This window comes from Sphingomonas aquatilis (assembly GCF_014196115.1).
Classification (GTDB): Bacteria; Pseudomonadota; Alphaproteobacteria; order Sphingomonadales; family Sphingomonadaceae; genus Sphingomonas; species Sphingomonas aquatilis.
The window spans coordinates 1-20,148 of the sequence record NZ_JACIDB010000020.1 but is presented as its reverse complement, the minus strand read 5'-3'; the positions used below and the strand labels follow the sequence as shown (position 1 = coordinate 20,148).

Here is a 20,148-nt window from a genome sequence, read left to right as displayed (position 1 = left end):
CGCCGGCGGACCCGGAGCCAAGGTGGCCTGAGCCGCCCTGTTCGCTACCTGTTCAGCTTACCGCTGTCCGTGTCACAAACCTTGAGGTGCTCCCAACAACTCGGCGGGGTGTGGAGGGGGACACGCGGCGAGTGCCGTTGCCCCGCTCATGACGACGGATCGCCGAGCCTCAGCGTTCGCCTTGGCGATACTGCCATCCTCTTCCACTGCTTTGCAGGATGTTCCACGGGTGAGGTTCTGAAGGCGCTGCAGCGGCGCAGGCTTCACGATCGTGGGCCGCTGTCGATGCCGGAGGCTAAACCGAAGCGGGACATGAGCGCGCTTGCGCTTCGTCTCTGGAAGTCCAGCGAGCCGATCGCCGGCACTCTCGCAGAGAAATACCTAATCGCCCGCGGTCTTCCTGCGCCTTTCTCACGATCGCTGCGGTTCAACCCAGCGACCATTTTGGGTTCTGGACCGAGTAAGCGCATCATGCCTGCCATGATCGCGTCGGTCGAGACTGATCTTGGGCTGGTCGCTGTGCAGCGCACCTTTCTCGATCCCGAGAACGTGCTGCGCAAGCCGATCGCAAAGCCGAAGGTCGCGCTAGGCCTGCTGGGTATCGGCGCCATTCGCTTGGCCCCGGCGACGGAGGAGCTCGGATTGGCGGAAGGGATCGAGGACGCGAAATCCGCGATGGCGTGGCATGGAACGCCAACCTGGGCGCTGGGCGGCATCGAGCGGTTGGCGTTCGTCGCTATTCCCGAGAAGGTGCGGCGGGTCATCGTCTACAGCGATCGCGGTCGAGCTGCCGAACGCCTGTTCGCAAAGTCGCGCGATCACCTCGCGGGTAATGGTCGCGAGGTCATCAATCGCCCGCCACCCGAAGGCTTTGACGATTGGAATGACGCGTGGCGTGCGCACCTTCGCAGCACCGAAAGGTAGGTGATGAACGTGGATCGGCCCCCTCTCCCAGCCAACGGCCAAACTATCGCCGACATGCTCAATATGGGCTGCTTTGGTAATGGTCCCGCATTCTGGCGCTGGATCGAGACGCAGGCAGCGCAGCCCTACATCGCGGCTTGCGCGGCGCTGCGTGCACCGCCAGTCGCCGGCGAGTTCTTCGCCATCGACTTCGATGCCCCCGACATTCTTGATGCTGACGCTCTGGAGCGGCTTCGTCATAAGATTGAGGCGGAGCATGGTTCCGCTGACCCTAGTCCGGTAGAACCGGGCCAGAGGTGACGCTCGCTCGAGTGGCCGAGAAGGAGAAACCTATGTCGAAGATCATCCCAATCATCATGATCCTCGTTGGGCTCTTTATGTGGCGTTTTCCGGCTCGCTCTGCCTTCCAGCGTCGCAATGAAAACGGCATCGAGATATTCAAATCCTATGACCGTATGCGCGCGCGCAAATCCTTCGAAGGCCTGGTCCGTATCGCCGGCGCCGTCGTGCTGCTCGCCGGTCTCGGCCACCTGATCGTCCCAAGCGAGTTCAGCCTCTTCAACCTTGCTCATCCTGGAACCGCATCGGCGCCGGGGGAGGCACGCTGATGCGTCGGTTCTTACAATGGCTTGGCCTTCGCCGGCCAACCATGACTTCCGCCCCCTTGGCGATTGCACCTTCCGGACGAGGAAAGGGTGTCGGACCGGTCATACCATTGCTGACTGTTTGGGATGGCCCTGTCCGGGTGTTCGACCCTAAAGACCGGACACGCACTCTCCATTGAGAGGAGAGGGGGCCTTCGGCTTGTTGATCCGGTGATGAGCACCGGGCGACATAACGGAGGCCTCGATGCGCACTTCAGCCGCAGCTCTCGAACTCGACTTCACTGAACCGTCGATCACCGCCGCCAAGGCGGTAGCGTGTTCCATCGCCCAGAACGGATCGCTCCAGCGCGAGACGCTGCTGTGGGTCATGGAGCAAGCCTATGGCGGATCCTCGGCCGATGGGCGCTGGTCGCTCCGCGACGCCTACGACATGCTCGAACTTGCCGAGGTCATGCACCTTGCGAAGGCCGATCTCCCCGCTGATCCTGGCGCGTGCCTCGCCGCGCTAACCGAGCTGGTCGCCAGCCTGCCGACGCACACGGTTCGCAGCGAGGAGCAGATCGAACTTCAGCAATTTTCCACCCCTGCCCCAATCGCCTATCTCGCTGCGCTCGCTGGCCGGATTGCGACTACGGATCTGGTCCTCGAACCATCTGCCGGGACCGGCCTCCTCGCGACCTTCGCGTACCGCGCCGGCGCTCGCCTCGTCCTCAACGAGATCGATCCCGCGCGCGCCGAGATGCTCGCCGCAGCCTTCCCCGGCGTCACCGTCACGCGGCACGACGCCGAGCTGATCCACGATCTTCTTCCGACAACAATCCGGCCAACGGCCGTCCTCATCAATCCTCCCTTCTCGCGCAGCATCGGCCGCCACGCCGATCCGCTTGCTGCCTTCCGGCATCTGCGTGCGGCGTTGTTGCGGCTTGCTGCCGGAGGCCGCTGTGCCGCCATCCTTCCCGATCGCGTTGACACCTCAAGCCGCGCCTGGGCGAAGGCGACTGAGGGTTGCACGCTGACGCTGCACCTGGAGCTGCCGGCGAACGCCTATGCCAAGCATGGCACCAGCCAGACCGTGAAGATCATGGTGCTGGAGAAAGGCACCGGCACGCCTGCCGAGCTGATCCGCTGCGCGTCGCTCACTGACGCGCTCGCCGCGATCGGCGTCGGAAACTCGGCTGCGCCCGTCACGCCTGCCACTCGCCCGCTGTCGCTGCTCGCCCGCCCTGCCGGGCGCAGTTCGCTGCTTGGCGGGGCGCTGAGCAAGTCGCGCCTGACCGCTCCCGCTCCGAAAGCGGCGCAGTCACAGGTCGCGCACACCATCGACTATACCGTGTTCACCGATCCGCTCCCGACCGGCGAGTCCGTCGGCGTGTACCTGCCCTATCGGCCGAGCCGGATCGCGATCGCGTGCGCGTCCGCGCATCCGACCGCGCTGGTGGAATCCATCGCCATGGGCTCGATCACCGCGCCCAGGCCATCCTACGTCCCTACCCTCTCGGAGTCCGTCGTCGACGCGAAGACGCTCTCCGACGCCCAGCTCGAAACGCTGATCTACGCCGGCGACGCCTTTGAGCGCGATATTCCCGGCCGGTTCAAACCTGTCGAGGAGGGCCTGTCGATCACGCCCGACGAGGAAGGCCGTCCTTACCGAACCGGTTTCTTTCTCGGCGACGGCACGGGCGCCGGGAAGGGCCGCCAGGTCGCCGCAATTATCCTCGACCAGTGGTTGCGCGGTCGCCGCAAGCACATCTGGATCTCGAAAACCGAGACGCTGCTCGAGGACGCCCGTCGTGACTGGACCGCCGTCGGCGGTCTCGCGCTCGACATCCAGCACCTCAATCAGTGGAAGCTCGGCACGCCGATCGGCGCCGGCGAAGGCATCCTCTTTCTCACTTATGCGACGTTGCGCTCCAATCGCTGCGACAAGGGCACCCGGCTCCAGCAGATCCTCGAATGGGTCGGCGACGAGTATGACGGCATGGTCGTTTTCGACGAGGCGCACGAGATGGCCGGTGTCGCAGGCGGCGAAGGCCGCTTCGGCACCAAGGATGGATCCGACCAAGGGATCGCCGGTGTCCGCCTGCAGAACCTACTGCCCCGCGCCCGCGTCCTCTACGTTTCTGCGACCGGCGCGTCCGACGTCAACAACCTCGCCTATGCGACCCGGCTCGGGCTGTGGGGTCCGGGTACGGCGTTTGCCGATCGCCGTACCTTCGTCGACAGTCTGCGCCGTGGCGGGATCGCGGCGATGGAGCTGATCGCCCGCGACCTCAAGATGCAGGGGCTCTATGTCGCTCGCGCCTTGAGCTTTGCCGGCGTTGAGTACGACATCCTCAATCACAACCTCACCCCCGACCAGATCGAGGTGTACGATGCCTATGCCGACGCATGGGCGATCATCCACGCGAACCTACGCGCCGCGCTGGACGCGACCCGCGTCACCGACAGCTTCTCGAAGGACACCTATAACAGCGGCGCCAAAGCGGCCGCGCTCTCCATCTTCGAGTCCACCAAACAGCGTTTCTTCTGCCAGCTCCTGATCGGCATGAAGCTGCCTGCCTTGATCCCCGCGATCCGTGCCGATCTCGACCGCGGCGAAAGCGTCGTGATCCAGCTTGTCTCCACGTCCGAAGCGATGCTCAACCGGGCGCTTGCCGCCCTGACTGTCGAGGAACGCGCCAACCTTGACATCGAGCTTTCCCCGCGCGAGTTCGTCATGTCGTACCTGACGGCCGCCTTCCCGGTCCGGCAGATGAAAACCTATGTCGACGACACCGGCAAGACCCGCTCCGAACCTATGTCTGATGAGGACGGGCGGCCCGTGTTCAGCCAGGAAGCGCTCGAAATGCGCGACAACCTGGTCGAGCAGCTTTGCGCTCTTCCCGTCGTCGGCTCCGCCCTCGATCATATCATCGGGCATTTCGGCACCGATGCGGTCGCCGAGGTGACGGGGCGCAGCCGGCGCGTCATCATGGACGCGCACGGTCGCCAGCGCGTCGAGAGCCGCAGCCCGCGCACCAATCTCGCCGAGACGGACGCCTTCATGCGCGGTGCCAAGAAGATCCTGATCTTCTCCGATGCTGGCGGCACTGGCCGCAGCTACCATGCGAGCCTGACGTGCGAGAACCAGTCGCGGCGCAACCACTATCTCCTCGAGCCGGGCTGGCGCGCTGACGCCGCCATCCAAGGGCTTGGCCGCACGCATCGTACCCATCAGGCGACCGCGCCACTGTTCCGCCCCGTTTCGACCGACTGCCGGGGCGAACGTCGCTTCATCTCCACGATCGCCCGCCGGCTCGACAGCCTGGGCGCGCTCACCCGCGGCCAGCGGCAGACGGGTGGACAGGGCCTGTTCGACCCGCGCGACAACCTTGAAAGCGATTATGCGAAGGAATCGCTGGAACAATGGTTCCGGCTGCTCGCCGATGGCAAGCTGCGCTCGACCACGCTGGATCAGTTCCAGAAGCTCACCGGCCTCGAGCTGGAGGGCGAAGGAGGCGGTCTCAAGGAAGACCTGCCGCCCATCCAGCGCTGGCTCAATCGCATCCTCGCGCTGCGCATCGCGCTCCAGAACGCGATCTTCGACGAGTATCTCGGCCTGATCGAGGCTCGCATCGAGGCGGCCAAGGAAGCCGGTACGCTCGACCTGGGCGTCGAGAGCATCAACGCCGAGCGGATTACAATCCTCGACCGCACCGTCATTCGGCGCGACCAGACCAGCGGCGCCGAGACCGAGATCCTCCGGCTCGAAACCGAGGAGCGCTATAAGCCGCTCGCGCTCGATCGCGCGTTGCGGATCCTCGGCGAGGACGCACGGCCGATGGTGAACCGGAAATCGGGCAAGGCCGCGATCCGGTGCAGCACCTACTCGCTGACGGACGACGACGGCGAAATTGTGCGTCGCTACGAGCTGGTCCGCCCGACGCGCAGCGAGCGGATGCGGCAGGATCTTCTCGTCGAGACGATGTGGGAGGAGGCGAGCGAGGACGAGTTTGCCGCCCTGTGGCAGGCCGAGGTTGAGGAGATGTCGGGCAAGACCCGCACCAGCACGCTGTACCTCGTCACCGGGTTGCTCCTGCCCGTCTGGGACCGCCTGCCCGACGATCACGTCCAGGTCTGGCGTCTCAACACCGACGACGGCGAGTCCTTCCTCGGCCGCATCGTCCCTGCCCCGTTGGTCTCCAAACTCGCGGACGCATTCGGCATCGCCGCGACGATCACCGTGTCGGGCGCCGAAACCGCCAAGCACGTCATGACCAGCGGCGAGATCGCGACCGTGGGCGCGTACCGGCTGAAGCGCAGCCTGGTCGCTGGCCAGCAGCGTCTCGAATTGCTCGATTGGCCGCACACCCGGTTGGCCGAGCTGAAGGCGGTCGGCTGCTTCACCGAGATCATCCAGCACAAGACGCGGATGTTCGTGCCCGTCTCGACCGCGGCGACCGTGATCGACCGCATCACCGCCTGACGAACCAGGGACTTCCTCCCCGCTCGATCAAAGGGAGGGGAGGGAGCCTTCGGCCTTTTGAGCCTGATGAGCAGGCTTGCGTGACCGTCGGACAACGGCGCGCTGATCCCCCAATGGAGTATGACCGATGATCCAGTCCGTGAAGGTCAAGAACCTGTCGCTGTCGAAGGACAATGTGCGCAAGTCGAACCGCGATGCCGGCATCGACACCCTCGCCGCCAACATCGCAGCCCAGGGGCTGTTGCAGAACCTGATCGTCACCCCGCTCAAGAAGGCGGGTACGTTCACCGTGAAGGCGGGCGGTCGCCGCTTGCGCGCGCTCCAGCTCCTGATCGAGCAGGGCACCCTCCCCGCTGACCACTCCGTGCCGGTTCTCGTGCTCGGCGACGACGACAATTCGATCGAGGCGAGCCTCGCCGAGAACTTCCAGCGCGTGCCGATGAACCCGGCCGACGAATGCACCGCGTTCAACTTCCTGATCCAGAAGGGCATGACCGCCGAGGATGTCGCCAAGCGACAGGGCGTCACCACCCGCTTCGTCGAGCAGCGTGTCCGCCTCGCCGAGCTGGCGCCGTGCGTGTTCGAGGCGCTCGCAGCCGGCGAGATCACGCTCGGCGTTGCTCAGGCATACGCCGTCACCACCGACATCGACCGTCAGACCCGCGTGTTCACCCAGATGAACAGCTCATACTACGGCGACAATCCCGACAACATCCGACGTGCCATCCTCAACGGGACGGTCAAGGCGAACGACGCCAAGGCTCGCTTCGTGGGTCGCGATGCCTATGTCGCCGCAGGCGGTCGCATCGAGGGCGACCTGTTCGCGACCGCAGGCGACGAGAACTGGATCGATGTCGACGTCATCGAGACGCTCGCGGCCAAGAAGCTCGAAGCCGCGGCGGCCGAACTGGCGCAGGCCGAGGGCCTCGCGTTCGTCACCCCGATCGCGGCGACGCACGTCCCCTACGACGTCGCACATCAGCTTCACGAGTTTCACGCTCCCGCGCGTGCGCTCACCGAGGAGGAAACCGCGCGTGTCGAGGCGCTCTCGGCCGAGAACGACGCCCTGGTCGACCAGCTCGAGCAGGAACTTCCCGACGGCAGCACCGAGGCCGAGGCGGCAAACGCGCGCATCGAGGCGATCGAGCGCGAGCTGGAGGCGATCGACGATGCCCGCCATGAGATCGACCCTGCGGTAAAGGCGCAGATCGGCACGTTCGTTTATATCGGCGGTGACGGCGAGCCGCGCGTTCACACCGGCCTGTTCAGCGAGAAGCCGGTTGTCGACCCCAACGCTCCGCCCAAGGCAACGGGCGGCGCAGCCGGGGAAGGTGACTCCGACCAGGGGCCGAAGCTGAGCGCCACGCTGATCGACGAACTGGCGACCCAGCGCCGCCAGATTCTCGTGGCGCATATCGCCAGCGATCCCTCGATGGCGCTCGACCTGACCATCTTCCTGATGGCACAGAATGTCGTGTTCGAGCAGAGCCACATCCCGAACCACTCGACCCTGAAGTCGGGTGCGGCCGCCTTCCCGATCTTTGCCTTCCGGGACGAGGGCTCGATGGCGTCTCAGACCATCGACGACCAACGCCAGCGGCTCGATACGAGCTGGGCGGGCCACAAGACCATGACCGAGCGGTTCGACGCCTTCCGTGCGCTCGATGACGAAGCCCGGGGCGCATGGGTTGCATACTCGATAGCACGAACTCTCGAGCCGACACTCAACGTCACCGAGGGCTATCGCAGCAATGGCTTCCACGACCATCTCGGCCGCCTCCTCGACATCCAAGTCGAAAATTGGTGGCGCCCGACGGCCGAGAACTTCTTCGGCCGCGTCAAGAAAGGTGTCATGCTGGAAGCCCTCGAGGAGATTGGCGGCCCGATCCTGCGCGGCCGCTACAAGGACGCCAAGAAGGGCGACCTTGCCGCAACCTGCTCGTCGTTGTGCAATGGTCAGGGAATTGTCGAAGCCGAGATCCGCGAGAAGGCAACGGCGTGGTTGCCCGAAGCAATGCGCTTTGACGGGATCGAGAAACCATCGCGGTCGATGCTGCGCTCGACCTTCATCAATGACGTCGATGATGGCGATCCCGTCGATGACGAGGATCTGGCCGGCGAGGAAGAGGACGGCGCATCCGATCTGGACGCAGACGAGGATCATGAGGGGTTAAGCCAAGCGGCGTGACGCCGGCTTGCACATTTCGAGGCGACTGGGGGCGACACTCTTCACGGAGTGTCGCCCCTCTTTTTGTGACCCGTCGCATCCCTTCGGAGGAGAGGACGCGCAGACGGGTACGCCTCACCACGACCAGGAGAACGACCGTGGCCACGACCACCAATAAACCGTCGCCTGCCGACATCATCACCAACACCATCATCGATAAGCTGGAGGCCGGCGTTCGTCCCTGGGTCAAGCCATGGCGCCCTGGCCTGGGCGGTCGACCGCTACGCGCGACCGGCGACCCCTACAAGGGTATCAACTGCTTCTGGTTGTGGCTGTGCGCCGAGAGCGCGGGCTACAACTCGCGCACCTGGATGACGTACAAGCAGGCGCAGGCGCTTGGCGGACAGGTCCGTGAGGGCGAGCGCTCGCAGATCGCGATCTTCTACAAATCCTACAGCAAGTCCGTCGAATCCGTCGTCACCGGCGATACCACCGACGAGTTGCGCCGCGTGCTGCGCTCCTACGCCGTGTTCAACTGCGACCAGATCGACGGGCTTTCGCCTGATTACTACCCCAGCCCGGTCAGTATCGTCCCTCCCGCTGACCAGCTCCCCGACCGCGCGCAGCGCTTTATCGAAGCGCTGCCGGCGAAGGTCCAGATGCGCGGCGATCGCGCGTTCTACGACCGCATCGCCGACAGCATCACCATGCCGCCCGTCGAACTGTTCTCGACCCGCGCGTATTGGGCGTCGACGCTTGCCCATGAGGCAGGTCATTGGAGCGGCCACCCTGACCGCCTCGATCGCACCTTCGGCAAACGCTTCGGCGACGACGCTTACGCCTTCGAGGAGCTGTGCGCCGAGATGACCTCCGCGCTGCTCGGTGCCGATCTTGGCCTGCCGACCTCTCATCTCGATGACCATGCCGCGTATATCGCCTCGTGGTTGAAGGTGCTGCGCAAAGACAGCCGCGCGATCATGACCGCGGCCGCCAAGGCCGAAGCCGCAGCCGGCTACCTGCTCCGCGCGACGGGACTCGACGTCTCGGTCGAGCCCGAGGACCAGATTCGTGAAGCGGCATGACCGGGCAGGACGCCCGCCTCGACCTAGGCGCCTACCGGCGCTTCGTCGTGGCGTTCAGTGGCGGCAAGGACAGCCTTGCCGCCCTCCTGCACCTCCTCAGCCTCGGCGTGCCTTCGCACGCCATCGAGCTGCACCATCATGATGTCGATGGCCACGGCCCGACCTTCATGGATTGGCCATGCACGCCCGGCTATGTCCGTGCGATCGCCGAGCATTTCGGCATCGCGCTCTACGTCTCGTGGCGCGAGGGCGGCTTCGCGCGCGAACTGGCGCGCGACGACGCGCCGACCGCGCCGATCGCGTTCGAGACGCCGACCGGCATCGGCCGTGCCGGAGGTAACGGCCCTGCCGGCACGCGTGGGCTCTTTCCCCAGACGTCTCCCGATCTTCGGGTGCGCTGGTGCAGCCCCGCGCTGAAAATCGATGTGCTCGCGGCCGCGATCCGCAATCAATCGCGCTTCCTCGATGGTCGCACGCTCGTCATCACCGGCGAGCGCGCCGAGGAAAGCCCGTCTCGCGCGCGCTATGCGGCCTTCGAGCCGCACCGCACCTCTACGCTCGGTCGCGGCGTCGACCACTGGCGTCCGGTCCACGATTGGACCGAGCGGCAGGTCTGGGATTTGATCGCACGTTCGCGGATCCGGCCCCACCCGGCCTACGTCCTGGGATGGGGCCGGCTATCCTGCCGTGCGTGTATCTTCGGCTCCCCCGGCCAATGGGCGACGCTTCGCTCCGTCTTCCCGGCCGCTTTCCAGCGCATCGCCGCCAACGAGGCGGCGAGCGGCAAGACCATCCACCGCTCGCTCAGCGTGACGCAGCTCGCGGATCGCGGCACTCCGTTTCCGGCTGCGCTTCTCCATCCCGACGAACTAGCCCAGGCGGACGACCCGGCATGGCGTCTCTCGATCCTAGCGCGTCCTTGGACGCTCCCTGCCGGCGCCTTCGGCGATCATGCAGGGCCGTTATAACTCGCTTACGGGCGGTATACTAACTCGTCCGTTATGTATTTTCTCGAGCTGGTCTGATCTTCTTTGATTTCGCCAAAAATCACTCCCAGCTTTCCGATGGCCTCGTCACGTTTGAGAGATTCAGGCAGCCATTTTTTCAGTCGATCGACCTCTCCCTCCACGTCTTCGAGCCCGTCGCTCACGATGATGTAATAGTCGCTGTTCGGCTTATTCGTATCCGGATCGATCCACACGAGCTGCTTCCGGTCCGCCGTGATCTTCCAATCGCCCCAAACGCTATGGCTCATTCGGTATCCCTTCGGATGTTTCGCCATCAAGAACGGTTCCCGCAATCTAACGATCCCGCGTGAGAGGAGAGGGAGCCTTCGGCCTTTTTGGGCGCGTCCTGGCGCTCGGGAGGTTCGACAATGCTCTACGACACGCATTACCGCCACAATGAGGCACTCTCGCCGGAGGCACTCACCACTCTCCCCGCCGCGCTCCACGCTCTCAACGCAGGCGTCGACGACTGCCGGCGTGCCGGCAAGGCGATCGACCGCGACGCCGCCATCTTGCTGCTGATCCGCAATTTGGCCGCTGTCGCGGAACGCAACGCGCCTAGCGTCAACAATCTGCGGCTCCGCTGCGCGGAAGACCGCATGACCGTCATCGCCGGCTCGGCCTTGCTCGACATCGCCGGCAACAGCGTCGCCGGCGATGTCACGGCGAAGCGTGTCTTCCATCGACAGGCTCGCCTCGCGCTCGCTTCGCTTGGCGAGGCAATCGGCCTCAATCAGCACGACGTCCGGATCGACACCGAGCTGGGGGCTATCACGGACGATGGCACAACCGAGCTGCGCCATGCGGACCTGTCGATCCGGGTCCGTCCGCACAGCTTCCTCCCTGACAGTGAAGTCACCTTCAACCGCTGCCGGGGTGGCGAACACGCTGGCCCCGTCCAGCGTGCGCCGATCGCCGAGCTGCTGGATGCTGCCGCGTTCCAGCGCCGGCTCGCTGTCACGGTCGGCGACGTAGGCGCTCAGCGCCTCGCCGCTGCCGCTTGAACTTCTAATCTCAGGAGCATCGCCATGGGTTGGCTCTACATGCGCGACATGCGCGGGCACGCGACGCCGCGCGCCTATCTCGACAACCAATTCACCTACTCGCGCGACGATCACCGCCTCACCGTGTTGGCCTCGTCGATGATCGGGTCGACCTATTATGCCGCGTGCGAACGCATCGAAGCGAGTGGTGATCGGGAGGTGTTCGCCGTCGTCTGCCTCACCAGGCACAACCCGCGCTCCACTGACGGTCATGTCTTCGGGTATAAGGATATGACTGAACACATGGGACCTTGCGAAAGCGAGTGCCCCGCGGCGATCCTTGACGAGCTGACCACCACCGACAGCAAGTACGCATCGGAGTGGCGCGAGCGCTGTCGCGCGAACCTCGTTGCCCGAAAGCTCGAACAGGCGAAGCCGACGCCGAAACCGGGGCAAACCATCATCTTCGATGAACCCATGCGCTTCAGCGACGGCAGCGACCGCGCCCGCTTTGAGGTGGTCGCCAATCCCAAGGGTAGAACGCCGCTCTTCCGTGACCCGGAGAGCCGCGCGATCTGCCGGATCCCGGCCTTCCGCAAGCGGTCCTATCGTATCATCCACGCCGCGATCGTTCCGAAGGACGCGTCCAGTGGCTGACCGTGCGCCCGTGATCGCTGCCTGGGGCGCTGGCGTCGATTCCACCGCCATGATCGTCGAACTCGCCGAACGCGGCGAGCCGATCGACATGGTTCTATTTGCGGATCCCGGCGCTGAGAAGTCGCAGACCTATGCGTATATTCCGCTGTTCCGGGCTTGGATGGCAGAGCGCGGCATCGCGTCCGAAATCGTCCGCTACCAGCCCCGCAACTTTAAACACTGGCCACCCTATGCGGGCATCGCCGAGAACATGCTCACCAACGCCACCCTGCCCTCCGTGGTCTTTGGTGGGGGGTCCTGCTCACAAAAATGGAAGGCGGCCCCGCAAGATGCGTGGACCGCCAAGTGGGAGGCGGCGCGCCGCTGCTGGGACGCAGGCGGCCGCGTCGTGAAGCTGATCGGCTATGACGCCTCGGGACGCGACACCCAGCGTTATCACCACGCGATCGGATGCGAGGATCCTCGCTACGCCTATCGCTATCCTTTGCGGGAATGGGGTTGGTCTCGCGCCGACTGCGAGGCGCGCATTGCGCGCGCCCGCCTGCCCGTCCCGCCCAAATCTAGCTGCTTCTTTTGTGGCAGCATCAAGCCCGACGAGGTGCTGGAGCTTTCGATTTCAGAACTGCGCGTGATCGTGCTGATGGAGGCACGGGCCAAGCCGCGCCTCCGCAACGTCGACGGCCTTTGGCGTAAGCCGGTCCTTGGCCGTCGCGGCGCGACCCCGCGCCCCGGCAGCATTACCGAGTTCATCCGTGAACGCGGCCTCCTGCCCCCGGCGGAGATCGACCACATCATCGAAACCGCGCCAACCGAACTAATTGCATTCCAGGCCGCTCAGGCAGTGCTTCCGCTCGAGGAACGAACCCCGCTGGGTCACTGGCTCGAAAACTTCAACCGCGCCGCAACGGCGCTCGTTCAATAAGGTGGTCTCATGAAACGCCCGTCCTGGATCCGCCGCCTGATGCGCTCAAACAAGCCGCGGCCATGGTGGCTCGCCGGGCGGGCCGATGATCCGCGCACGCACTTCGACATGCTGATGCTGACGGCGCGCGACCTCCATACTAAGAATCCGACCGCCCTTCCCCACCTTATCGCCGCGATACTCAGGCCCGAGCAATCCGAATTACTGCTCGCCGTAGGTGAACGTGGACAGGACGCAGCCGCAGACATCTCTGGCTTCACATTCTTCTTCGAAGGCGTGCTGGATCTGGCTTATGGCGACAGTCGACGTCCTCGGGAACTTCGGCCGAGCGACTTTCCCCTCGATCTGGGTCACGATTGTGTTCTGCCCTGCCCGTGGAGCCATGACCGTTTCATCGATGCGATGGCTTTCATCGGCCGTGCGAAGATCGATCAAGCGGATGCAGAGCGACAAATGTACGGGGGAGACTGGCGGCAGGACTCCAATCACCGTGTCGAGCTATGGCTTCCTTGGCGCATCGGCTTCGTGATCGGAGGCAACCACTCGCTCGCTGCTGGTATTCTTGCCGGCGCTGGCCACTTGATCCCGGACAATGTCCTGGATTTCGACCACCTCTTCGACCTCATCGAATGCGACGGTCGCACCTACCGGTACGGCGCAAACCTTGAACATACCGCGCCCGTGACTGATGCGCGCCACGCTGCAGTGTTCGAGATCGGGCGCATGATCGCTCGGTAGGAGGAAAGGAGGCTTTCGGCTTTGGGGAGCTTGGTGCTCGCCCAGATGAAGGAAACCGATCATGCACAGCGTCGCCGTCTACCTCACGCAACGGCTCTATGGCGGTCCCGAAGAAGGGGGCTGGTGGTACGATGCCGGCGAACTCTGCACCGACCCGGCGCTGACCGCCTTCGGCGTCACCTTCCCCGACGGTCACGAAGATCGTGCCCGGCGAATGTCGGCCGAGGTTCAGGCGCATCTCGATCGCGACTGGAACGCTGGCGACCACGCGCGGCCGATCAGCAGCGTCCTCTCCGCTGGGCGCTTCGAGGCCCGCGTCCACGATGGCTGGCCCCCTCTCGCCTATCCGGCCGAGCGTCCCCGGTACGAATGACCCGAACCGCTTGGGTCTCCCACTTTGCCAACCTTCAGGAGTCCGGCCCCATGAAGACCTTCACCGTCCACTGCGAATACCCTGCCCATTACCGTGCGGAGATCACGGTCGAGGCGGAAGATGTCGTCAGCGCCTGCCGCTCTGCGATCGATGCGTCACATACGACCGACGGGTGGAAGAGCCTCGACACGGAGCATCCCACTTATGTCAGCGCAATCGCAGAAGGAGCCGGCGTCGATCCTTGGCGCTTCGTCCCCGATGGAGGCGATGCCTCTGTCTTGCCCGTCCCGGGCCTGTTCTCTGATGTGGCGGCCTGTGCGGGCTATGCCGCGACCCGTAGCGAGGATCTGGTGGACCAGCTCCGCATCATGATCGACGCAATCGGCGCCGACGGAGGGTTGAGGATCACCCCAGCGGCGATGGTACGCCTGTGCGACACGGGGCAGGCAATTCTCGACGACATCGCAAGGTGTGGGTTGAGCCCGACAGGTCCGAAGGCGGCAGCAAGCATGATCCCGGCTGCGCCCGACGCCACCTGACGCCCGACAGCCTTCCGCCAGAGAGATGCGGCACATGGGCGGCCGCGAGGCTCCCGCAACCGTAAAAATCCGGGCCGAGTTGCCGCTGCGCGGCTGCCCGCACCACCCCGGTTTTTAAGGTTTCCCTTCGCTACGCTCCGGTGCGGGTGCCTCTTATTCGGCCGCCCAGGAGGTGCGCATCCGGCGGATAGGCCGCCGGCCTCGATCAGATGAAGGGCTTGACCCCATGACCACTTCCCTCGCTGCCGCACTCTCCGCTCTGGAGCTGGGACACCTCGAACCCCGCGCCGAAGATGTCTCGGGCATGTGCCCTCCCTCGACCGATGCACTTGAACAGACCACTACCGCGATCTGGAGCGACCTGTTCGCAACCCTCCAGAACACGTCGCTCGAGCGCGACATCGAGGAAATGGGCTGGGGCCTGGTCAATCTCTTCCACCGGGCCGCGGCCAAGAAGCACGCGACGATCGACCGTCTCACCGACGAAATCAGGCTCCTCCTGGCCGAGCAGGACGGTTCGGAGATCAACACCTCCAACCTCGAGGACAAGATCGACCTTGCCAAGAAGATCGAGGAAGCCGCCACCTGCTACGAGGTGATGCGCGACACCGCAGCGGCGCACTACATCCGCGAGACCGGCCGTTCCTGGATCCCGTCGACCGGCAACCGCATTTCGCTCGGGGTCACGTCGGCGATCGTTGACGGCCGCGCATTCCTCCAGGCTCGCCGCGAGCGCGTCCGCGACGCCAACACGGCACAGGGCACACCCGTCGTGTTTGCCGGAGGGCGGCTGACCTTCCGGACCGATGAGGACATGAAGGCGTTTGGCGACAACCTGCTGCGCACCCTCAACGCGGTTCGGGAACGCGTCGGCGACATGTATCTCGTTCATGGCGGCGACATGAAGGGGATCGAGCGCATCGCGGCATCGTGGGCCGAACAGCACGGTGTGCAGCAAGTCCGCTTCGGTCTCGACCGCAAGCTCGGGGACCGGGCCGGCTTCCGTCGCAACGAGCTGATGCTCTCGCTGAAGCCCCGCTACGTCATCGCCTTCCAGGGCAATGGCGTGACCGAGCGTCTGGTGATCGACGCGAAGAAGGCAGGCATCCGCGTGGTGGATCGCCGTGGTCCGCTCGGCACCCCACCCGCAGCACAGAACGCTCAGCGCGACCGCAAGGTCGCCTGAGCTCGGCTCGGCCGCTGGTACGCCAGCGGCCTCGCCGATGGCGGCTCGCCGTTCCGGCGCGCCGCACACCGCCCCGGAAGGGGCGTATCGATATCAACCCGCCAAGGAGCGCACCCCATGTCACGCCCGAATCCGTTCCAGACCGCCGCCCATTGCTGGCGCTTTGCGCTGCGCCGGGCGACGGCCGATGGCGATACCTTCCATATCGTGGTGACGGGCAATCCCGCCGCTCCGCGTGCGGTCATGTCCGATCGCGAGCTGTTCGCTCGCGAGGACCTGACGCCCGACGACATCGAGGCATCGTGCGACCCATTTCTGTTGGGCCTCAGCAACGTGGAATCCCGACCGTGATCTTCAACAAGCGCATCGCCAACATCTCCGAGGAGGAGTTCGCCGAATTGATGGCTATCGTCCGGGCGCCCCCCGACTCCGCCCGCCCGCTTACCGACGAGGATCGTTGGCGACGAGAATACCTGGCCGAACAGGAGCGCCGTCGCATCATCGGCTATCAGCCCGACCTCTTCACCGCCAAGCCAGTCACCCGCTACCACCGGCACCGGCCCGCGCCATCGTGGGATCGCACACCCGATGAGACGATCGAGGAAAAACTCGAACGCATCGCCGGCGACCGCTTCGCGACCTTCGGTCCGCCACGCCCCGATCGCCCCGCACACCAGACGCCCAACGAAAGGGCCGAGATCGTCGCCAAAGCCGCCAACTGGCTGCGCGTCAGCCAGCGTGTTCGCTTGGTCGACGCGCCCGGTGCCGTCGATCCGGCCTTCGGGATCCAACGATACCTCGGCCGATATGGCGTCGTCTGGCGGCTGTGCGCCGCTCCCTTCCAAGACCATTGCTACGTGTTCTTCGATCCGATCGGAGGCGAGCGAACGGCCAAGGTCGAACTGGCCGAGCTGCGCGATCTCGAGCCCGAACAGAGGAGAGGATGCGCCGAGCGCTGGTAAGCGGCCGATTCCCGGTCCGCACGGAGCCAGTACCATGACCGAGACCCTGACCATCGGCGCCAGCCCGGCAGAGGAGGATTGCGCTCAGCTCGGACGGACGCCCGACTTCCAACGGCTAAACCGCCTCGAAGTCGACTGCTACCAGGCCGCGCTGATCGCGCGCTACGGCCCGCCGCCTGAAGGCGCCGCCTTCGCGCGCGATACCTCGACCCACGATTTCGGGCGCTACACCGAACTCGCGCTGCGCTTCGATCCTACGGACGAAGCCCACGCCGCTTACGCCATGCTCGCAGATGAAGGGCTCGGCCGCTGGTTTCACGCCGGCTTCACCGCTCCGGTCGAGTATCCCGACAGCACATCCCCGGTGATCCACCACGCGGATCTTGCTGCCGCGATCCGCTCCGCGATCAGCATCATGCGCCCCCCATACCCCGACGGCGAACAGGCGATCGCGAACCTCCGCGCCCATTATCCGGAATTGGTCGCGGCCTGATGGCTCGCGACTGCATCCGGCACCCGCGCCACGTCATCCAGCCCCTCGTGATCGGGCGTCAGCCCGATCTCTTCGATGGTCCGACCGTGACGCACGAACGGCCGCCAAAGCCGGTCCCGCACACCTGGAGCCGGGACTTCCTCCGCTACCTCAGAGCCACGGGCTCCAACTCCGATTGAGGATGCCGACCATGACCGATTATTCCAGACCCGTCCGCGTCCCGATGCCGGACTGGACCGACGAGGAGCTGCGCACCCTTGTCGATTTTCGACGCCGCAAAGGACGCCGCTGGCGAAGCAAGTTGCTTGACCTCTACTTGTTCGGAAAGGATGACATCGAGCCGAACGGTGCCAGCCTTCGACACATCAGGAACCGTCAAGGCCCGAGCCGGGTGGCCGCCCTGAGCAAGGCAACCCTCGACGAAGCCGAGAAGCGCCTTGCGCCGATCGCCAAACGCCCATCGCAAGGGGACGTGTCATGAGCCGTCACGACTACAAGAACGACACGGCCCGTGTCTCGATCGGATGGGATGCCCCGCTCGCGACCTTCTTCCTCCAGATCTGGACCGGCGACATCGATGACGAGGACGCGTCGCCGGCGATCTGGCTCGGGGGTTTCTACGGCGAAGCCCCACAGCCCGACCCGCTGATCGCGGTCGCGCGTCGCCACATCCCCGATCTGCCGGCGACGCTACACCGGCAGCTCACCGTCGATCGACTTGGTGAGCCGGCACGCCCGCGCCGCCCGGGTCTGATAGACCCGTGACGAGCGCAGTCGACGCGACGCCGTGCGTGTATCTGATCGCCTGCGTTTCGCAGAAACTCGATCGGCGCGCACGCGCGGCCGACCTCTACCGCTCGGACTGGTTCCGCAAGGCGCGGACCTATGTCGAGGAAACCGGCGAGCGCTGGTTCATCCTCTCGGCCGCTCACGGCCTCGTGAAACCCACGCAGCGCCTCGCCCCTTATGACGCTACACTCCGCGACCTGACGGCCGCAGAGCGGCGTCTGTGGGGCGAGAAGACGACACGGCAACTACGCCGCGCCATCGGGCCGCACCACGCCGGCCCGATCGTCTTCCTCGCCGGACGGCTCTACCGCGAGCCGCTGCTCGCCTTCGCCGGCGATCGGGCCACCATCCCGATGCTCGGCATGGGGATCGGCCAGCAGAAGGCATGGCTTGCGGCCAAGATCGCAGAAGGGCGTGAGCGCGCCTTGCGCGCCGCCCAACTCGACCTCTTCCCCCTCTCCTGACGGAGGCTGACATGGCCAGCACCTTCGCACGGCGCCTTGCGGCGCCGACTGCGCCCGCGCGCGCGCAGCAGCTCGAATTGTTCGACCTGCCGACTGCGACCGCGCCTGCCTACGGCATGGCGGTCCCGCCGTGGTGCGGCCTCGCGGCCTGGCACCGCGAACTCGACCGCCAGTCGGCGATCATGCGTCCGCGCACGCCGCTCTACCACCGCTTCGAGGCGACCGCGCGCCAGCTCACGCGCGAGCGCATCCGCGCATCGCGCGACGTCGCCGCGATTGCCCGGCTTGTCATCCGGTTATCGGCCGCCCGCTATCCGACGGGCGATCTCCACGGCCTCGAACGGGTATGGTCGCGCGCCGAGCTCGGCACGCTGATCGTTGAAGCGACCAATCGTCGAACCCTGCTCGGTCTCGGGCGCGATGCGCCGCGGACCAAGGGTCCGGCATTGGATCCACGTCGATTGCCGGCTGACCGGCTCGACTACCTCATCCAGACCCATCGGGACATCGCCCTGGTCGACGCACTGCGCATCGAGCGCGAACGCCGGCATCGGCAGGGCTAAAGACACCCGCCCCTGCAGGGCGGGTCGCACCTGATATTCGGGGCGCTACCGCGCCCGCATCAGATCTGACGCGCGGAGCAGTTCCGTGGGGCGAGGCCGGAGTCTGCCCCTTGCCGTGTGCCTCTGGGACGGGGCGAGCGCCACCTCACCGCGTTGGTCTGCGCGCCAGCTTCGCCGCGCTAGGCCGAAGGGGGAATGCGTTGTCGGCATCACGACAGCCGCGCCGAGTTCCTGCCGTCCCGCTGGTGGGTCTCCGGAGCACGAACCGGCCTTCATCATCTTGACATGCACGACGCGCGCGCGCCGTGTTAGCAAAGGCGGCACCAAGGTCCACGCCGCAAGCGGCATCCTTCAAGTTGGTCACTGGCGCTGGGCGGATGCACCAGCGAGGCAGGGTGTCAGAGCCGCCCCGGGTAGCGAGATCGAGGCACAACGACACTGCCGGGCGAGTGACGTGACACAGGCGTCCTGCATACGGTTCCATGTCCATTGCCCGCCCGTGGGGGTCCATCCCCTCTCTTTCCTGAACGACCTAATCCGGCCGTCCAGCCCCTCCAACCCGCGATCATTCGGGCCGAGTTGCCGCTACGCGGCTGCCCGCACCACCCCTTTGATCGGGGTTCCCCTCCGCGTCTTCGCGCTCCGGTGGAGAGGCCGTCCTGGCCGTCTTTTTTGGTGTTCAGTCGAGGGGACGAACCCCCGGCGAGCAAAAAAAGGAACCTCGAAATGCAGAACCTCGTCATCCTCGCCGGCAACGTCGGCGCCACGCCCGAAGTCCGCACCACCCAGGGCGGCACGAAGATCACCCAGTTCAGCCTCGCCACCTCGCGCCCCAAGCGCGACAGCGACGGCAAGACCATGAAGGATGGCGACGGTCGCCGGGTCGAGGACACCGAATGGCACCGCATCACCTGCTTCAACGGCGTCGGCAAGACCGTCGCCCAGTATGTCGAGAAGGGCCAGAAGGTCATGGTCCGGGGCCGCATCCACTACACCCGCTGGACCGACAGCGAGAACATCGAGCGCTACGGCGTCGAGATCATCGCCGACGAAGTGACCTTCCTCTCCTACGGCAAGTCGCGCCAGCAGCAGGGTCCGACGCAGAACCACGACGACCTGGATGATGACGTCCCCTTCTGACTCCGGGGGTGTAACTAATTCTGTAACTAGCCTCAATCCCACGAGGTAAAAGCTGCAGATCAGGTTGTAACTGCGCCAGCGTTCCTGGC

At 65.4% G+C, this 20,148-nt stretch carries 23 protein-coding genes; 22 read left to right on the top strand and 1 reads right to left on the bottom strand.

The features are described 5' to 3' along the window. Positions 1–312: 312 nt before the first annotated feature. The 7 genes from GGR47_RS18635 (at position 313) to GGR47_RS18605 (ending at position 10,211) form a co-directional block, all read left to right on the top strand. Positions 313–924 (top strand): DUF7146 domain-containing protein, encoded by a 612-nt coding sequence (locus tag GGR47_RS18635; RefSeq protein ID WP_246343151.1) that lies wholly within the window; start codon positions 313–315, stop codon positions 922–924. 3 nt (positions 925–927) lie between these two features. Continuing rightward, positions 928–1,224, top strand: coding sequence for a hypothetical protein (locus GGR47_RS18630; protein WP_244305200.1), 297 nt, complete (start codon positions 928–930; stop codon positions 1,222–1,224). 32 nt (positions 1,225–1,256) lie between these two features. Beyond that, positions 1,257–1,532: a hypothetical protein gene (locus GGR47_RS18625; RefSeq protein ID WP_147036899.1), complete on the top strand. Its 276-nt coding sequence runs from the start codon at positions 1,257–1,259 to the stop codon at positions 1,530–1,532. 241 nt (positions 1,533–1,773) lie between these two features. Continuing rightward, complete coding sequence (locus GGR47_RS18620) at positions 1,774–5,994, top strand: strawberry notch-like NTP hydrolase domain-containing protein (protein WP_147036901.1); 4,221 nt, start codon at positions 1,774–1,776, stop codon at positions 5,992–5,994. A 127-nt stretch (positions 5,995–6,121) separates the two neighbouring features. After that, on the top strand, positions 6,122–8,182 hold the full coding sequence (locus GGR47_RS18615; RefSeq protein WP_147036902.1) for a ParB/RepB/Spo0J family partition protein: 2,061 nt from the start codon (positions 6,122–6,124) through the stop codon (positions 8,180–8,182). Positions 8,183–8,319: 137 nt separating this feature from the next. Next, on the top strand, positions 8,320–9,243 hold the full coding sequence (locus GGR47_RS19350; protein ID WP_147036903.1) for an ArdC family protein: 924 nt from the start codon (positions 8,320–8,322) through the stop codon (positions 9,241–9,243). Then, positions 9,240–10,211 (top strand): phosphoadenosine phosphosulfate reductase domain-containing protein, encoded by a 972-nt coding sequence (locus GGR47_RS18605; RefSeq protein ID WP_147036904.1) that lies wholly within the window; start codon positions 9,240–9,242, stop codon positions 10,209–10,211. The genes GGR47_RS19350 and GGR47_RS18605 overlap by 4 nt, the downstream gene beginning before the upstream one ends. 5 nt (positions 10,212–10,216) lie before the next feature. Here GGR47_RS18605 and GGR47_RS18600 read toward each other — a convergent pair whose 3' ends face one another. Next, positions 10,217–10,498, bottom strand: a complete 282-nt coding sequence (locus GGR47_RS18600) for a hypothetical protein (RefSeq protein WP_147036905.1) — start codon at positions 10,496–10,498, stop codon at positions 10,217–10,219. Between the two features lie 120 nt (positions 10,499–10,618). Here GGR47_RS18600 and GGR47_RS18595 point away from each other — a divergent pair, with 120 nt between their 5' ends. From GGR47_RS18595 to GGR47_RS18525, 15 genes are all read left to right on the top strand, one after another. After that, a complete protein-coding gene (locus GGR47_RS18595; protein WP_033964128.1) occupies positions 10,619–11,254 on the top strand; it encodes a hypothetical protein in 636 nt (211 codons plus the stop codon). Positions 11,255–11,293: 39 nt separating this feature from the next. Further along, positions 11,294–11,890, top strand: a complete 597-nt coding sequence (locus GGR47_RS18590; protein ID WP_244305202.1) for a DUF6927 domain-containing protein — start codon at positions 11,294–11,296, stop codon at positions 11,888–11,890. Further along, positions 11,883–12,812, top strand: coding sequence for an adenine nucleotide alpha hydrolase family protein (locus tag GGR47_RS18585; protein WP_208663175.1), 930 nt, complete (start codon positions 11,883–11,885; stop codon positions 12,810–12,812). The genes GGR47_RS18590 and GGR47_RS18585 overlap by 8 nt, the downstream gene beginning before the upstream one ends. A 9-nt stretch (positions 12,813–12,821) precedes the next feature. Further along, the gene (locus GGR47_RS18580) at positions 12,822–13,550 is read left to right on the top strand and encodes a DUF6710 family protein (RefSeq protein ID WP_052192506.1); all 729 of its coding nucleotides are present in this window, start codon (positions 12,822–12,824) and stop codon (positions 13,548–13,550) included. Between the two features lie 61 nt (positions 13,551–13,611). Further along, positions 13,612–13,923: a hypothetical protein gene (locus tag GGR47_RS18575; protein WP_033966664.1), complete on the top strand. Its 312-nt coding sequence runs from the start codon at positions 13,612–13,614 to the stop codon at positions 13,921–13,923. 50 nt (positions 13,924–13,973) lie between these two features. After that, on the top strand, positions 13,974–14,462 hold the full coding sequence (locus GGR47_RS18570; RefSeq protein ID WP_147036907.1) for a hypothetical protein: 489 nt from the start codon (positions 13,974–13,976) through the stop codon (positions 14,460–14,462). Positions 14,463–14,688: 226 nt separating this feature from the next. Next, complete coding sequence (locus tag GGR47_RS18565; RefSeq protein ID WP_033966666.1) at positions 14,689–15,648, top strand: DUF2493 domain-containing protein; 960 nt, start codon at positions 14,689–14,691, stop codon at positions 15,646–15,648. Positions 15,649–15,765: 117 nt separating this feature from the next. Next, positions 15,766–15,999, top strand: coding sequence for a hypothetical protein (locus GGR47_RS18560; protein WP_033966667.1), 234 nt, complete (start codon positions 15,766–15,768; stop codon positions 15,997–15,999). Then, positions 15,996–16,610 carry a hypothetical protein gene (locus GGR47_RS18555; RefSeq protein ID WP_147037396.1) on the top strand — a complete coding sequence of 205 codons (615 nt, stop codon included), beginning with the start codon at positions 15,996–15,998 and terminating at the stop codon, positions 16,608–16,610. The genes GGR47_RS18560 and GGR47_RS18555 overlap by 4 nt, the downstream gene beginning before the upstream one ends. 34 nt (positions 16,611–16,644) lie before the next feature. Then, positions 16,645–17,103: a hypothetical protein gene (locus tag GGR47_RS18550; protein ID WP_147037397.1), complete on the top strand. Its 459-nt coding sequence runs from the start codon at positions 16,645–16,647 to the stop codon at positions 17,101–17,103. A gap of 190 nt (positions 17,104–17,293) precedes the next feature. Next, positions 17,294–17,584 carry a hypothetical protein gene (locus GGR47_RS18545; RefSeq protein WP_147037398.1) on the top strand — a complete coding sequence of 97 codons (291 nt, stop codon included), beginning with the start codon at positions 17,294–17,296 and terminating at the stop codon, positions 17,582–17,584. Then, the gene (locus GGR47_RS18540; RefSeq protein WP_033966671.1) at positions 17,581–17,868 is read left to right on the top strand and encodes a hypothetical protein; all 288 of its coding nucleotides are present in this window, start codon (positions 17,581–17,583) and stop codon (positions 17,866–17,868) included. The genes GGR47_RS18545 and GGR47_RS18540 overlap by 4 nt, the downstream gene beginning before the upstream one ends. Then, positions 17,865–18,356, top strand: a complete 492-nt coding sequence (locus tag GGR47_RS18535) for a DUF6884 domain-containing protein (RefSeq protein WP_033966673.1) — start codon at positions 17,865–17,867, stop codon at positions 18,354–18,356. Before GGR47_RS18540 ends, GGR47_RS18535 begins: the two co-directional genes overlap by 4 nt. Positions 18,357–18,367: 11 nt before the next feature. Then, positions 18,368–18,919, top strand: coding sequence for a hypothetical protein (locus tag GGR47_RS18530; protein ID WP_147037399.1), 552 nt, complete (start codon positions 18,368–18,370; stop codon positions 18,917–18,919). A gap of 726 nt (positions 18,920–19,645) precedes the next feature. Further along, positions 19,646–20,059 carry a single-stranded DNA-binding protein gene (locus GGR47_RS18525; RefSeq protein WP_033966680.1) on the top strand — a complete coding sequence of 138 codons (414 nt, stop codon included), beginning with the start codon at positions 19,646–19,648 and terminating at the stop codon, positions 20,057–20,059. Positions 20,060–20,148 lie beyond the last annotated feature (89 nt).

Excerpts from the sequence above, each read along its gene's own strand:
- GGR47_RS18620 (WP_147036901.1), top strand. The coding sequence starts at position 1,774 with ATGCGCACTTCAGCCGCAGCTCTCGAACTCGACTTCACTGAACCGTCG.
- GGR47_RS18630 (WP_244305200.1), top strand. The coding sequence starts at position 928 with ATGAACGTGGATCGGCCCCCTCTCCCAGCCAACGGCCAAACTATCGCC.
- GGR47_RS18525 (WP_033966680.1), top strand. The coding sequence starts at position 19,646 with ATGCAGAACCTCGTCATCCTCGCCGGCAACGTCGGCGCCACGCCCGAA.
- GGR47_RS18600 (WP_147036905.1), bottom strand. The coding sequence starts at position 10,498 with ATGAGCCATAGCGTTTGGGGCGATTGGAAGATCACGGCGGACCGGAAG.
- GGR47_RS18560 (WP_033966667.1), top strand. The coding sequence starts at position 15,766 with ATGTCACGCCCGAATCCGTTCCAGACCGCCGCCCATTGCTGGCGCTTT.
- GGR47_RS18530 (WP_147037399.1), top strand. The coding sequence starts at position 18,368 with ATGGCCAGCACCTTCGCACGGCGCCTTGCGGCGCCGACTGCGCCCGCG.
- GGR47_RS18575 (WP_033966664.1), top strand. The coding sequence starts at position 13,612 with ATGCACAGCGTCGCCGTCTACCTCACGCAACGGCTCTATGGCGGTCCC.
- GGR47_RS18605 (WP_147036904.1), top strand. The coding sequence starts at position 9,240 with ATGACCGGGCAGGACGCCCGCCTCGACCTAGGCGCCTACCGGCGCTTC.
- GGR47_RS18590 (WP_244305202.1), top strand. The coding sequence starts at position 11,294 with ATGCGCGACATGCGCGGGCACGCGACGCCGCGCGCCTATCTCGACAAC.
- GGR47_RS18615 (WP_147036902.1), top strand. The coding sequence starts at position 6,122 with ATGATCCAGTCCGTGAAGGTCAAGAACCTGTCGCTGTCGAAGGACAAT.
- GGR47_RS18565 (WP_033966666.1), top strand. The coding sequence starts at position 14,689 with ATGACCACTTCCCTCGCTGCCGCACTCTCCGCTCTGGAGCTGGGACAC.
- GGR47_RS18545 (WP_147037398.1), top strand. The coding sequence starts at position 17,294 with ATGACCGATTATTCCAGACCCGTCCGCGTCCCGATGCCGGACTGGACC.
- GGR47_RS18625 (WP_147036899.1), top strand. The coding sequence starts at position 1,257 with ATGTCGAAGATCATCCCAATCATCATGATCCTCGTTGGGCTCTTTATG.
- GGR47_RS18550 (WP_147037397.1), top strand. The coding sequence starts at position 16,645 with ATGACCGAGACCCTGACCATCGGCGCCAGCCCGGCAGAGGAGGATTGC.
- GGR47_RS18595 (WP_033964128.1), top strand. The coding sequence starts at position 10,619 with ATGCTCTACGACACGCATTACCGCCACAATGAGGCACTCTCGCCGGAG.
- GGR47_RS18570 (WP_147036907.1), top strand. The coding sequence starts at position 13,974 with ATGAAGACCTTCACCGTCCACTGCGAATACCCTGCCCATTACCGTGCG.
- GGR47_RS18540 (WP_033966671.1), top strand. The coding sequence starts at position 17,581 with ATGAGCCGTCACGACTACAAGAACGACACGGCCCGTGTCTCGATCGGA.
- GGR47_RS18580 (WP_052192506.1), top strand. The coding sequence starts at position 12,822 with ATGAAACGCCCGTCCTGGATCCGCCGCCTGATGCGCTCAAACAAGCCG.
- GGR47_RS18635 (WP_246343151.1), top strand. The coding sequence starts at position 313 with ATGAGCGCGCTTGCGCTTCGTCTCTGGAAGTCCAGCGAGCCGATCGCC.